The sequence below is a fragment of the Winogradskyella sp. PC D3.3 genome (genome assembly GCF_054366245.1).
The window spans coordinates 3,715,477-3,729,011 of record NZ_CM135962.1; the positions used below are offsets into that span (position 1 = coordinate 3,715,477).

The following is a 13,535-nucleotide window of genomic DNA, read 5'->3' on the forward strand; positions in this document are numbered from 1 at the left end:
CTTAGTCTTTACCTACTTTAAATAAAAATGCTTTCTCATCGGCTGTTAAACTCTCATAACCACTTTTGCTAATTTTATCCAGAATAGTATCTATCTTCTTCTGTTTATTTAACGTATCAAAATCGGTTTTAGTCTTCCGCACTGTAGTACTTTTTGATCTATTTTTATGAACGGTCTTTAACTTCGATTTAGGCTTAAAATAACTCATAAAACCATCCATAGTTCGTTCAAATCCCTTTCCTATATCCGTCCCCTTTAGAAGTTGAGTCGCATAAATATATCCTAAAAGATAACCTCCAAAATGCGCAACATAGCCACCTCTATTCATCCCCATAAGCATTCTAAACAAATCCAAACCAACAATAACCATAGCCATATGCTTCCATTTCACATTAAAAGCATTGAATAATCGAATTTCACTATTTGGCATGTATGCCGCCACAAAAAGCAATAAGGCACTTACTCCTGCAGAAGCACCTACTAAAACTCCATTAGATCCTGAGATATTAGCAGGTACAAGATTTGAAAACGCTAAATAGGCTAAGCCGCCAAAAATAATGCCTAAAAAATAAATATTTAAGACCATTTTGGGACGAAATAGATTCGTTGTTACACGCGATAAATAATAAAGAAACAACATATTAAATGCCAAATGGAATAAGCCATTGTGTAAAAAACCATACGTAATCAATGACCATGGTTGCATTATAAAATCCATGATATTGGATGGCATTTCGAAGTAGGCAAACAAGTTAAATCGTATTAGTGATTTAAATATGAGACCAATAAAAAACACAACAACGTTGATGGCGATAATTTTACCAAAAACATCGAGGTTATTAAACTTATATTTTAAATCTTGAATCGTACTCATAATTAATTCCAACGGTATTTATCCTTTTCATTTTTCTTCCAGAAATACATTAATAAAAATCCAGTTAATGCACCACCAACGTGTGCCATATATGCCGTATTGCTTGGACTAAATATAGATTGCCCCGTTAAACCAGAAAATAAATCTAAAGCAATAATAGCTGGTATAAAATACTTAGCTTTTATAGGTATTGGTAAGAAAATAAGCATTAATTTACTTTCAGGAAACAACATCCCAAACGCCACTAATACTCCCATTATTGCACCAGATGCACCAACCATTGTACTATTAAATGCTCCAATAAAACTTTCTAAGTTATCACCTAAAAGCGGCACCCAAGCGGTACTGTATTTTCCTTCATTCAAAATATTTACAATCTCTGTTTGAGATATACCTGACTCTATTAAGGTCGTTAGGCCGGTGTTGTACTGAAAATATAAAAAAGCTACTTGTATAATGGCAGCACCAAATCCAGAAAGCAGATAGAATATTACAAACTTTTTCCATCCAAATACTTGCTCAACAGCAGTACCAAACATCCATAATGCAAACATATTAAACGCAATGTGCATAAAATTACCATGCATAAACATATGCGTTAACACTTGCCATGGCTGAAAAAGTTGATTTTCAGGAAAATAAAGTGCAAACCAAGTCATAAATGGCTGATTTTGACTTCCTATCGTTATCATTCCAATAAAAACAACAACATTAATAATCAATAAATGCTTTACGGCATCCGTTATTCCTTGTCTCATAGTCTACATGAATTTTTTTTCAATGTCATCTACTGCCATCGTTATAAACGTTGGTCTATTAGTTGGTGACACATTGGGTTCCTTACAGGCAAACAAACTATTTACCATATGTTCTTGTTCTGTACTATTTAGCGATTGACCATTTTTAATAGCCAAACTCTTTGCCATAGATTTTGCTAATAAATCCGCAGCACTAAAATTAGTATCTGGCACATCATTTTCTACATCACTAATCAATTGCTCTAAAATAATGGAGACTTCACTTTCTGGCACACCAACAGGAACTCCTGTAATTGTAATCCCCTTAGTATTCAATTCTGAAAACACAAAACCGGTATGTTCTAAATCGGATTTTAAGTCTTCAATAATTTTTGTTTCACTTGGTGTGAAATGCAATTCTAATGGAAACAATAATTGCTGACTGGTAGCTTCTTTTATCGTAATATGCTTTAAAAAGTTTTCATATAAAATACGTTGATGCGCTCTGTTCTGATCAATAACTAACATCCCAGATTTTAAAGTACTCACAATATATTTTTGCTGCAATTGAAACGTCGTTTTAGTAGTTTCAATAGACGAATCACTAAAGATAGATTCATTTTTAGATTCACTTTCAAACGTTACCTGACTAAAATCAGATGGCGAACTATTACCTTTAGATTCTAAACCGACATACAAACTTTCCCAAGACGCTGTAGGTGCAGATTTAAATCCGGTATTATGACTTGTTGTTTTTTGTTTTGTTCCTATATCATCCACAAATGGATTAAAACTGCGATCCACCTCAATTGCAGGAGTGGATGCTTTTTTATCTCTGTAATCGTACGGTGTATTTAAACTACTTTGATGTTCAAAATCTAAAACCGGGGCAATATTAAATTGTCCCAAACTATGTTTAACAGCAGAACGTAATATGGCATAAAGCGTATGTTCATCATCAAACTTAATTTCTGTTTTAGTAGGATGAATATTAATATCTATCGATTTTGGATCGACAGTAAGATTTAAAAAATAACTTGGATGATATCCATCTTTCAATAAACCTTCAAATGCCGATTTTATAGCATGATTTAGATAAGGACTCTTTATAAAACGTTGGTTTACAAAAAAGAATTGCTCTGATTTCGTTTTTTTGGAAAATTCTGGTTTCCCAACAAATCCTGAAATTTTCAAAACTTCTGTTTCTTCTTCAACTGGCACTAATTTCTCATTAGTTTTTGTTCCAAAAATATGAACAACACGTTGCCTGTAGTTTTCTTGAGGCACATTAAAGACATCACTTCCATTGTGGTAAAATGCAAAAGCAATATTAGGGTGTGCCAATGCTACACGATGAAACTCATCAGTAATATGTCGTAACTCTACGGTATCTGATTTTAAAAAATTTCGTCTTGCAGGAATATTAAAAAACAAGTGTTTTACAGAAACCGAAGTTCCTGTTGGGGCTACTGAGACTTCTTGAGATTTTACTTCGCTCCCTTCGATAATAATAGCCGTTCCTAAATCGTCGTCCTCTTGTTTCGTTTTAAGTTCAACATGTGCAATCGCTGCAATACTTGCTAACGCTTCTCCTCTAAATCCTTTGGTATTGAGTTGAAATAAATCTTCAGCAGCTTTAATTTTTGAAGTAGCATGGCGCTCAAAACTTAAACGTGCATCGGTGACACTCATGCCTTTACCATTATCGATAACCTGAACTAAAGTTTTACCAGCATCTTTTATAATGAGTTTTATTTCAGTAGCATTAGCATCTATGGCATTCTCCAATAGTTCTTTCACTACTGAAGCCGGACGTTGTACTACCTCTCCTGCTGCTATTTGATTAGCAACATGATCTGGTAAAAGTTGTATAATATCTGACATTAGCTTTTTGAGAAGAATATAGATAAGTCAAACCCAATAATGAACAAAAACAACAACACTAAAACAGCAACTATAATGACCACGCGTTTATTCACATTATCATCTGGATTATGCTTATAATCATTTATAGCGGCGTTGAATTTACCTTTTATCCCCTTTGCAGGAGCAACGGTTGTTCGGTGTTCATCAAATTTATGCTTAAGCTCAAACGGATTACCATCACCTTTGTAATAACGTGGTTTATAGTTAAACTTCTTATTCTTTTTCAATTTCATTAATCCCATAACATTCTTATTTAATATACCCTTCAAGGACATAGATTAAAACAAAAATAAAAACTAACAAGATGATTAAAACAGGCAATGAAACGACGACTTTTCCGCGACGGTTATCACTACTTTTTACATCATTCCATTTAGCTTCCAAGTCGTCTCTCGACTTTTTTCTTCGGAATCCTGAAAACGAGGTTTATAAGTAAAACGTTTATTTTTTCTTTGCTTAAACAAGTGACTCTTAAATTAAACTTGATTAATCTCAAAAGTACTGAAAATACAAGGAAATATACCTTAAGGAATCCTTAAAATTATTAACAAAAAGGATGCCATAATTGATGGTCGTAGGTCGTAGGTCGTAGGTCGTAGGTCGTAGGTCGTAGGTCGTAGGTCGTAGGTCGTAGGTCGTAGGTCGTAGGTCGTAGGTGAAATTAAATTTTAACTTCCACCAAAAAGATAAGGACCTCTTATTTTAAAAACAAGTATCGCCTATTGAAGACAGAGAACAGCATACTTAAACTGTATCTCTTCGTAATGCAGCCATTTTTATTGCAGCAATGGCAGCTTCTGTGCCTTTATTACCATGTATACCGCCTGAACGATCAATAGATTGTTGCATCGTATTATCGGTAAGCACACAAAAAATAACGGGAATATCTCCTTTTACATTAAGATCTTTAATGCCTTGAGTCACCCCTTCGCAAACAAAATCAAAATGCTTTGTCTCTCCTTGAATCACACAACCTATAACAATAATAGCATCTAGCATTCCTGAGTCAGCATAAATACTTTTACTCATTCTAGCTGCTCCATAGGTTAACTCAAAAGCTCCAGGAACATTCCAACGAACAATATTTTGCTTAATAGCACCGCAATCTATTAGGGTATCAAAAGCACCTTGCCACAAACCTTCGGTTATGGTATCATTCCATTCTGAAACAACAATCCCAAATCGAAAATCTTTCGCATTTGGGATTGTTGTTTTATCGTAATCCGATAAATTATGATTTACAGTAGCCATACTATAAGCTTGCTTCTACTTTTCCTATTAATACCTCAGCTGTTTTAGCTTCTGTTGATGCAGAAAACTCAGTTTTAATACGCTTTAAATAGTCTAAAGCTTTTGCATTCTCACCTAAATCAATTGCAACACGTGCTGCTTTCATTAAGTATAATGGAGTTGTAAAATCGTTAACATTAGCTTTAAATGCTTTTTCGTAATAACTTAAAGCATCCGCTTTTTGATCAAGTTGAACAAATGCATCACCAATACCACCTTTAGCAATCGGATTCAACATTTTATCTTCACTAGAAAAATTCCCTAAATGCTCTACAGCGTTTTGATAATCCTTAAGATTTAAATATGCCATACCTGCATAATAATTAGCTAAGTTGGCTGCTGGAGTTCCACTATATTCATTAATAATATCTAGCATTCCAAATTTCCCTTCACCACCATTTAAAGACATTCTATAAAGTGAATCTGAAGATATACCACTAACAGCATCATCAAAATACTTCTTAGCTGTGTACATTTCGTTCATAGCATCCTTTTGTTGTGGTTCTGCTACTATTTTATTGTATCCTAAATATCCTAGGACGATTAAAGCTACTGCTCCAACGAAACCTATAATATACTTTTGGTTCTTAACAGCCCATTCTTCTGTTTTGGAAGCTCCTTCATCTAAAGTGTTAAACACTTCTGCTGTTGTTGATTCTTCTTCAAAAACCTCTTCCTTCTCTTTTACTGTCTTTGGTTTGTAGCCTCTTTTCTTATACGTTGCCATAACTTGTCATTTTGTGCGTCCGCAAAAATAAAATTTTTATTGGGATTTAAAAGCCTATTTATTTGTTATTTTTGAATTATTAATTATGCATCCAAATGCTTTGTTACATCAGTAAAACAAGGCATAACGTCATCTTTTCATGAATCTAAACACACTATCTTTAGTTAATTACAAAAATTTTGAAAGTCAAGTTTTCGATTTCGACGTCAAAATCAATTGTTTTGTAGGTGCCAATGGTATTGGAAAAACAAATGCTTTAGATGCCATTTATCATCTGGCTTTCGGAAAAAGTTACTTTAATCCTATTGCTGTTCAAAATATCAATCACAATGCTGAGTTTTTTGTGGTAGACGGAAATTTTACTAAAAATGAACGTACTGAGAAAATTATTGTTTCTTTAAAACGCGGTCAAAAAAAAGTCATTAAACGGAATAGTAAGGCTTACGAAAAGTTTAGTGAACATATCGGTTTTATTCCTTTGGTTATTATTTCACCGGCCGATCGCGATTTAATTATAGAAGGTAGTGACACACGACGTAAATTTATAGATAGTGTTATTTCGCAAAGTGATAAAAGCTATTTAGCAGAACTCATTAATTATAATAAGGTATTAACACAGCGTAATGCATTACTAAAATATTTCGCAGTAAACAATACCTTTAATAATGATACACTTTCTATATATAATGAACAACTGCATAATTACGGCACGGAAATATTTAAAAAACGAGAGGCCTTTCTAAAAACATTTATCCCAATTTTTAAAGCCCGCTATGAAGCGATTAGTCAAAGTAAAGAAGCCATAGACTTACAGTATAAAAGTGATTTATTTGATAATGAATTACAAGATTTACTAAGCAAGACTATCAATAAAGACAAAGCCTTACAATATACAAGCGTTGGGACACACAAAGATGATTTAGTGTTTTTAATTGATGACTTTCCGATTAAAAAATTTGGAAGTCAAGGTCAACAAAAATCTTTTCTTATTGCTTTAAAACTAGCTCAATTCGATTTTATAAAGCAACAAAGCGGAGTTTCACCAATCTTATTATTAGATGATATTTTTGATAAGTTAGATGAAAATAGGGTCGCACAAATTATTAAATTAGTAGATGATGCACATTTTGGACAAATTTTCATCAGCGATACCCATGCCGAGCGAACAGAAGAAGTTATAAAACAAACCCATCAATCCTATAAAATTTTCAAATTATGAAAAACCTTACTCATATGACAAGACAACTCGCTCTGTTAGTATTTATGATTGGATTAGTCAGCTGTTCTAAAAACCCAGAAACCTATATTGAACACATCGAAGGGTATTGGGAAATAGAAGAAGTGACCATGCAAGATGGCAGTAAAAAAGAATATAAATTTAACGAAACCATAGATTACATAAGTGTTAATGATAGTTTAAAGGGCTTCAGAAAAAAACTAACACCAGGAATTAACGACACCTATTACACCTCTGATGATGCTGAAGCTATCGCTTTAAAAATTGAAGATGGAAAATTAAAAATTTATTATACCACCCCTTATGCCAATTGGACGGAAACTGTTTTAGATGCAAATTCTAACCAACTTCGTATTATAAATGAAGATGAGAATGTGTATCTTTATAAACGTTATACTCCAATACAATTGGATTTAGAAGAGAAGTAAAACTAAATAAGCAAATTCCCGCTTTATTGGGAAGTGAATATGGCAAAACGAAATAACGACAACCAACCTATACAAGACATTCTAAAAGAGTTTGTTCAAACTAATAATTTACAATCTGGTTTAGACAAGGTAGACGTGCGTGAAGCATGGGCAAATCTTATGGGAAACGGTGTTAATAATTACACCACAGCAATTGAATTAAAACACGACACTTTATATGTACAACTCAGTTCTAGCGTACTCCGAGAAGAATTGAGCTACGGTACGGATAAAATCATAAAGATGCTTAATGAGTCTCTTAGAAAAGAAGTGGTTAAAAAGTTAGTTCTCCGATAAGCCTACAGACTGTTAATCTTTTAATATTACCATTTCATATTTAGTCCTTAAGGTTTCCCTTGTATCATTTTCTATAAGCATTTCTGTGGAATAACCTCGGCCTATCATGTAATCCTGTATCATTCGTTTATTGAAATAATTTGCAATATTCATATCCAAGATTTCCAATTATTTTCCTATTTTTAAATTCTCTATAATTCAACTTCATGAAGTATTTTAAACTCATTCTATCATTCGTTCTAACGATAGGTATTTTCTTTGCATTAAACACAAAATTCGGTTCTATTCCTCCAATAGGAAAATTTCTAAATCCTTATTCTGGTGTTTGGCAAAATGAAACTGACGAATCTATAAGCGGAGATATCACAATTCCTGAATTAAAAAATAAGGTTACAGTACATTATGATGCTGAATTAATTCCGCATGTTTTTGCTCAAAACGATCTGGACTTATACAGAGCCCAAGGTTATATCACCGCAAAGCACAGATTATGGCAAATGGAATTTCAGACGTTTGCTGCTGCGGGGCGTTTATCTGAAATTATAGGCGAAGCAGCACTTAATTACGACCGACAAGAACGTAGACGTGGTATGGGTTATGGTGCAGAACAAACGCTAAAAAAAATGGCAGAAGATAAAACAACATCTGCTATGGTTCAAGCTTTTGCTGATGGTGTCAACAGCTACATTAATCAATTAGAACCAAAAGATTTACCAGTTGAATATAAATTATTGGACTACAAACCCGAAGCATGGACCCCTAAAAAAACGGCTTTATTATTAATGTATATGACTAAGATGTTGGCCGGAGGAGATGAAGACATGGAAAACACGAACGCCTTACGATTATTTGGCAAGGAACGATTCGATTTATTGTTTCCAGATTTTTTTGACATTACCGATCCTATAATCCCAAAAGACACCGATTGGAGTTTTATTGACGTTCCGCAAACACCAACACCAAATAGCACACCTGTTTTAGATTCCATTTCCGAGACTATAGACAAACCTAATCCTGATAATGGCAGTAATAACTGGGCTATTTCGGGTAAAAAATCGACCACCGGAAATGCTATTTTAGCTAACGATCCGCATTTAGGTTTAAACCTACCTTCTATTTGGTTTGTGATGCAATTAAGTACGCCAGAACACAATGCTTTTGGAGCTACATTACCTGGAGCTTTAGCTGTTATTTCCGGTTTTAATCAACATATTGCTTGGGGAGAAACCAATGCCACAAGAGATGTTATTGATTGGTATAAAATTGAATTTAATGAGGATAGAACACAATATAAATTCGATGACCAATGGAAAGATGTGTCTGTAAGAATTGAAGAGATTAAAATAAAAGGTAAAGAAACGTACAAGGATTCCGTGCTCTACACACACCATGGGCCTGTGGTCTATGATAAAAACTTTAAGTCTGACCAAGAACTAGCTGGTTACGCCATGAAATGGACTGGTCATATTCCTGGTAATGGTCAAAAAACCTTTACCGAATTAAACAAAGCCAAAACCTATGATGACTACACGGAAGCTTTAAAAAATTGGATTGCACCTGCTCAGAATTTTGTTTTTGCATCTACCGAAGGAGACATTGCCATATGGATACAGGGATTACTACCAAATAAATGGGAAGGTCAAGGTAAATTTATTATGGATGGTAGCAAATCTGAAAACGATTGGCAAGGATTTATTCCACAAGAGTTTAATGCACACATTAAAAATCCTGAACGTGGCTTTGTGAGTTCGGCGAATCAGCATCCTGTTGACGAAACTTATCCGTATTACGTATTTAATGATGGCTATGAAACCTATAGAAATCGTGTGATTAATAATTTCTTTAATTCTAAAGCAAAATTTAGTGTTCAAGATTTTAAGGATTTACACAATAACAACTACAATCTTAAAGCTGCTGAAATTGTACCTTATATGTTAGAGCACATGGATAGTTCTAACTTAACTAAAGAAGAAAAAGCCATTTATAATGAAATCAAGGCTTGGCGATTTAATAACGATATTAATGAAGTAGGTCCTAGTATTTTTAGACAATGGTTTGGCAAGCTTTACAATATGGTTTGGGATGAATTCGATGTAGAAGACACCGTCTTAGAACAGCCATTTACCTACCAAACCATTTATTTATTAAAAAATAAAGGAGACGATGCCTTTATGGATATTATAGACACACCCAAAAAAGAAACAGCAAAAGATCTATTTTTACTAGCCTTTAAAGAGGCCGCAGCACGTCTTTTAGAAATTAAAGCCGAAAAAGGCGACTATACTTGGGTTACTTATAAAGCGACTCATGCGAGTCATTTATTACAAGGTTTACCTGCCTTCTCTGTTTTTGATATTCCTATTGGTGGAGATCGAAGCATTGTTAACGCAACTTCCGAAGATCATGGTCCTTCTTGGAGAATGATTGTTGAAATGACCTCACCTCCTACTGCGTATGGTATTTATCCTGGTGGACAATCTGGAAACCCTGGAAGTAAATATTACGCTAATTTTATAGACGATTGGGCTGCTGGAAAATACTATAGCCTTAATTTTCTGCAAAGCAATACTGCAACCGATGCTATTATTGGCACACAAACCTTAACACCAAGCAAGTAATGAACAAAACTATCATCAACTTTATAGCCACAATTGTATTAGCGTATGTACTTTCATTAGTCTTGCCTTGGTGGTCTGTTATGACGGCCGCTTTAGCTACGGCTTTATTTATTCCATTAAAAAAAACAGCCGTGTTTTTTGTGCCATTTTTTGCTATTGTCTTATTTTGGACGGTTTATAGTTATGTAATGAGTAGTGCTAACGATTTTACTTTAGCTAAGCGTATTGCGATACTTCTACCCTTAGATGGCAATCCATATCTGTTAATGCTCGTTACAGGACTTATTGGCGGATTGGCCGCAGGTATTGCCGCTATTTTTGGAAAACAAATGAGTTTAATGCTAAAAGGTAAGTAGAGTATATAATAATCGAATTATAACATATAAATAAAAACTTATTCAATTTAGTAAAACCATATAGTCCTGATTGGAGTGGCTTTCAAAAGATAAGATACTCTTATAAATTGGAATTGTCTGATAGAATAAAACGTACGCAAAAAGGTTCTAAATAAACAATCCATAAACTAATCCATGATGCTAATGCTATTTAAACTAAATAAAAAAATTAATAGCCTTAATTTAAATGTTTCCTTATTGTCTATTTTCAAATATTCCTAAAACAATACGACTCATATTATATTTACAATCTTACTCACACGTATTATCGTTACTTACGACCAATGCGAACTAGCAAAGCAAATCAATATATAAAACACTACAAACGCATTGAACAAGGCTGAATACCAAAGTCGCACAGCACATCGTATACAGAATAGACTAACGAGAAGTTACATTGATGTTAATACCCAACTTGAACATTTTGCTATTATTTCATATAAAGTTCCAATTGAAAAAATTAAACACCTAATTCCTAAACCATTCAAACTTTGGACGTATACAGAACACAACCAAACCTACGCTTTAGTGAGCGCTGTTCCATTTAAAGACCACGACTTTTCATTTTATCGCATCTCAAGATTACCAAAATTCAATTTCTTCCAAACCAATTTTAGAACATATATCATTGACCCTCGAGATGACGGTTATTCGGCTTGGTTTTTTGGCACAACACTAGGTTCAATTGCGGCTATGATTCCCAAATTAATATGGAAAATGCCATGGGCATATGCGGATTATGAGTTTAGTTTCAAAATGAACAATGGCTACTATTCTGAATATAAAATGGCCTTTAAGTCCAAATTTAGTAATGGAACTATTGACATAAAAAACACAGGTAATGATGTAGCGCTATTGGAAGGTTTTAAAACCATGGAAGAACAAATTCATATTCTAACACACCCTATTACAGGTTATTACAACAGAGCCAATAAAGGCTTAGGGACTTACAACATTTGGCATCCTAAAATGGATTTAAAAGAAGGAATGGCTAAAAATTTATATTTTGAATTGTTCGAAAAACTAGGGCTTCTGAATCAATTGGAAATGAATAATCCGCACTCAGTCCTAATTACACCAAAAATAGAGTTCGACATTCTTCTACCTCCCCAAAAAACGAAAGTCCAAAATTAATTTTGAAAACTAATCAAACCAAACATAGTTTAAACTCACTAAAAAAAGCTCCACCAATAAAGGTGAAGCTTTTTAATTACCCTATAATTCTAAGTTTATTTAACGACTAACTTTTTAGTTGCTTTTGCATTTTGTCCATTCAATTCTAATAAATAGATTCCTGAATTTAAATCAAGATACATATCATTAGTACCTATTTGAAGTGCTTTTTGTATGATAAGTTTTCCATCAATACTGTAAACATTCATCTGATTAAATGAGGTATTGTTTGTTAAACTTAACCCCCCAGAAGTTGGGTTAGGATAAATACTTATTTCACTTAAAGTCAACTCATCAACACTTAAAAATGTACAGTTCACAGGATCAAACGTAACCAGACCTAGACTAGCAATATCGTTTTGGTGCACAATTACAGCTTCGGCATCAGCTAATGTGTTTGGAGCATTTTCTTCGTCCCAACAATTATGCATGGCAGTCAACGGATTATCTGTATTATTATAAAGCGCATAAGTAGTTCCTCCATTACCATTATTTGAAAAGATATTTTGCCCAACATTAGCAACATCATCACCTAAGTTAATAGCAGACTCACCTTGAAGTGTAATTCCCCATAAATTTCTACGAATCTCATTACCACTAGCAACAATATCCATACCTTCTGAAGACGCATTTAACGAAATACCACTTCCTCCTAGGTTAGGATTACCTTGTGTGTCATTATCTTCAATGACATTATTTCTAATAAATCCCGAAGCATTATCACCAAGAATGGCAATACCATAACGGTTGTCAACTATAATATTATCATCGATAACAGCATTAATCGTCCCGTTAACAAAATTAGAGACTGCAATTCCACCAACCATTTCTAAGGCACGATCTCCTTTTATAGTATTTTGAATAATTTGTATAGGATCTGAAGTCATAGTTGTTCCCATATTAATTTGAGGACGATTAGAATTTGCCTTATTGTTTCCTTCAATATAATTATTGAATATATAAGGTGATACATCACTGTTTGCACCAGAACTAATAGCTGCCGTTTCGTTAAAGGTAATCGTGTTATTTGTAATTTGAGGCATACCTCTTGAGAGTGAAATAACACCACCCGTTGCAACACCCGAAACATTATTTGTAATTAAACAATTGTTGATGGTAAAAGTTTCAGTAAGCACACGCAATCCGCCACCATATTCTATGGTTGCATTTTGAATATTGATATCTGAAAATTGTTCAAAACGAAATCCTTCATAAGGAAATATTGGGTTAACTGCCGTAAAGGTTACATTATTGGCATCAACATTAAAACCTCCAAAAACAGTAATTAATATATCTGCTCCAATTTCTAAGGTTAAATCTGAATCAATAAGAAGTGTGTCGTCTTCAGAAATCGTAAGATTATCTACAAGAGTGTAAGTTGAACCTGTAACAGATAGACTAGAAGGACTTAAAATAACAAGGTCGTCTAAACTGTAGATTATACCAAGACCTGGTGTAACATAACCTTGTGCCGAAATCATTCCGAAAATACTTAAGGTTGCAAATAGAGTAAGTAATAGTTTTTTCATAAAAAAGTGTTTTTTTTTAGTTTCAATAAAATTATAAAATATTAAGAATAACCACTATTAAAAATCATTTTTTATACGAATTTTCTTATTTTTTAATTAAAAATTAAAAAAAAAATCATACTATACCAATAAATATTTAGGGCTTAAAATTTAAAAATAAGGTAACAAAACCCGTACGTGTAACAAGTAGAGATCCAAATGATTTACCCGTATTTAACACTAAATTCGTAGAAGAAATTTACGAAGGGAAACACAAGATGTAGCA

General features: G+C 33.5%; 13 protein-coding genes. 6 read left to right on the forward strand and 7 right to left on the reverse strand.

Going from position 1 to position 13,535, the window contains the following annotated elements; genetic code table 11:
* Position 1: 1 nt before the first annotated feature.
* From ACXGSQ_RS16520 to ACXGSQ_RS16545, 6 genes are all read right to left on the reverse strand, one after another.
* A complete protein-coding gene (locus ACXGSQ_RS16520) occupies positions 2–874 on the reverse strand; it encodes a rhomboid family intramembrane serine protease (protein WP_458627246.1) in 873 nt (290 codons plus the stop codon).
* 2 nt (positions 875–876) lie between these two features.
* On the reverse strand, positions 877–1,632 hold the full coding sequence (locus tag ACXGSQ_RS16525; protein WP_458627247.1) for a rhomboid family intramembrane serine protease: 756 nt from the start codon (positions 1,630–1,632) through the stop codon (positions 877–879).
* A 3-nt stretch (positions 1,633–1,635) separates the two neighbouring features.
* On the reverse strand, positions 1,636–3,495 hold the full coding sequence (gene mutL, locus ACXGSQ_RS16530) for a DNA mismatch repair endonuclease MutL (RefSeq protein WP_458627248.1): 1,860 nt from the start codon (positions 3,493–3,495) through the stop codon (positions 1,636–1,638).
* The gene (locus ACXGSQ_RS16535; RefSeq protein WP_458627249.1) at positions 3,495–3,779 is read right to left on the reverse strand and encodes a riboflavin synthase subunit beta; all 285 of its coding nucleotides are present in this window, start codon (positions 3,777–3,779) and stop codon (positions 3,495–3,497) included. Before ACXGSQ_RS16535 ends, mutL begins: the two co-directional genes overlap by 1 nt.
* A 502-nt stretch (positions 3,780–4,281) precedes the next feature.
* Positions 4,282–4,788, reverse strand: a complete 507-nt coding sequence (gene ribH, locus ACXGSQ_RS16540) for a 6,7-dimethyl-8-ribityllumazine synthase (RefSeq protein WP_458627250.1) — start codon at positions 4,786–4,788, stop codon at positions 4,282–4,284.
* A 1-nt stretch (position 4,789) separates the two neighbouring features.
* Positions 4,790–5,554, reverse strand: a complete 765-nt coding sequence (locus ACXGSQ_RS16545; protein ID WP_458627251.1) for a tetratricopeptide repeat protein — start codon at positions 5,552–5,554, stop codon at positions 4,790–4,792.
* Between the two features lie 139 nt (positions 5,555–5,693).
* On the opposite strand from ACXGSQ_RS16545, the gene recF reads away from it, so the two are divergent.
* The 6 genes from recF to ACXGSQ_RS16575 all read left to right on the forward strand — a co-directional run bounded on the left by recF (position 5,694) and on the right by ACXGSQ_RS16575 (position 11,702).
* The gene (gene recF, locus ACXGSQ_RS16550; protein ID WP_458627252.1) at positions 5,694–6,773 is read left to right on the forward strand and encodes a DNA replication/repair protein RecF; all 1,080 of its coding nucleotides are present in this window, start codon (positions 5,694–5,696) and stop codon (positions 6,771–6,773) included.
* Positions 6,770–7,219 (forward strand): lipocalin family protein, encoded by a 450-nt coding sequence (locus ACXGSQ_RS16555; RefSeq protein ID WP_458627253.1) that lies wholly within the window; start codon positions 6,770–6,772, stop codon positions 7,217–7,219. Before recF ends, ACXGSQ_RS16555 begins: the two co-directional genes overlap by 4 nt.
* Before the next feature lie 39 nt (positions 7,220–7,258).
* Positions 7,259–7,555 (forward strand): DUF721 domain-containing protein, encoded by a 297-nt coding sequence (locus tag ACXGSQ_RS16560; protein WP_020896067.1) that lies wholly within the window; start codon positions 7,259–7,261, stop codon positions 7,553–7,555.
* A gap of 206 nt (positions 7,556–7,761) precedes the next feature.
* Positions 7,762–10,173, forward strand: coding sequence for a penicillin acylase family protein (locus tag ACXGSQ_RS16565; protein WP_458627254.1), 2,412 nt, complete (start codon positions 7,762–7,764; stop codon positions 10,171–10,173).
* Positions 10,173–10,529, forward strand: coding sequence for a hypothetical protein (locus ACXGSQ_RS16570; RefSeq protein ID WP_458627255.1), 357 nt, complete (start codon positions 10,173–10,175; stop codon positions 10,527–10,529). Before ACXGSQ_RS16565 ends, ACXGSQ_RS16570 begins: the two co-directional genes overlap by 1 nt.
* Positions 10,530–10,898: 369 nt before the next feature.
* Positions 10,899–11,702 (forward strand): DUF2071 domain-containing protein, encoded by an 804-nt coding sequence (locus ACXGSQ_RS16575; protein WP_458627256.1) that lies wholly within the window; start codon positions 10,899–10,901, stop codon positions 11,700–11,702.
* Positions 11,703–11,797: 95 nt separating this feature from the next.
* On the opposite strand, the gene ACXGSQ_RS16580 is transcribed toward ACXGSQ_RS16575, so the two are convergent.
* Positions 11,798–13,270 carry a T9SS type A sorting domain-containing protein gene (locus ACXGSQ_RS16580; protein ID WP_458627257.1) on the reverse strand — a complete coding sequence of 491 codons (1,473 nt, stop codon included), beginning with the start codon at positions 13,268–13,270 and terminating at the stop codon, positions 11,798–11,800.
* Positions 13,271–13,535 lie beyond the last annotated feature (265 nt).